General features: G+C 50.4%; 1 protein-coding gene. It reads right to left on the reverse strand.

Going from position 1 to position 240, the window contains the following annotated elements; translation table 11 throughout:
* Positions 1–240: PQQ-dependent sugar dehydrogenase (locus tag HBA93_RS23190; protein ID WP_221724795.1), on the reverse strand; the 240-nt coding region annotated here is incomplete at both ends.

Consider the following 240-nt stretch of genomic DNA (forward strand, 5'->3'; position numbering starts at 1 on the left):
GTAAAATAGACCAGCTTGTCAGTGGCAAAATCCGGCGAGACGGCAATATCCAGCAAACCGTTTTGCCCTTCAAAAGACACAGGCGGCACATTCGCCACCTCGGTCTTTTTGCCCTTCTGATCCGTCAGGAAAATATGACCGGCTTTTTCTGTTACCAGCAGCCGCTGATCAGGCAAAAAAGCAATTGCCCACGGCGTATTGAAGGCGGCAACTTCCTGCACTTTAAACGGGTTCTCAGCT

This window comes from Ochrobactrum sp. SFR4, from assembly GCF_019730395.1.
Taxonomy (GTDB): domain Bacteria; phylum Pseudomonadota; class Alphaproteobacteria; order Rhizobiales; family Rhizobiaceae; genus Pseudochrobactrum.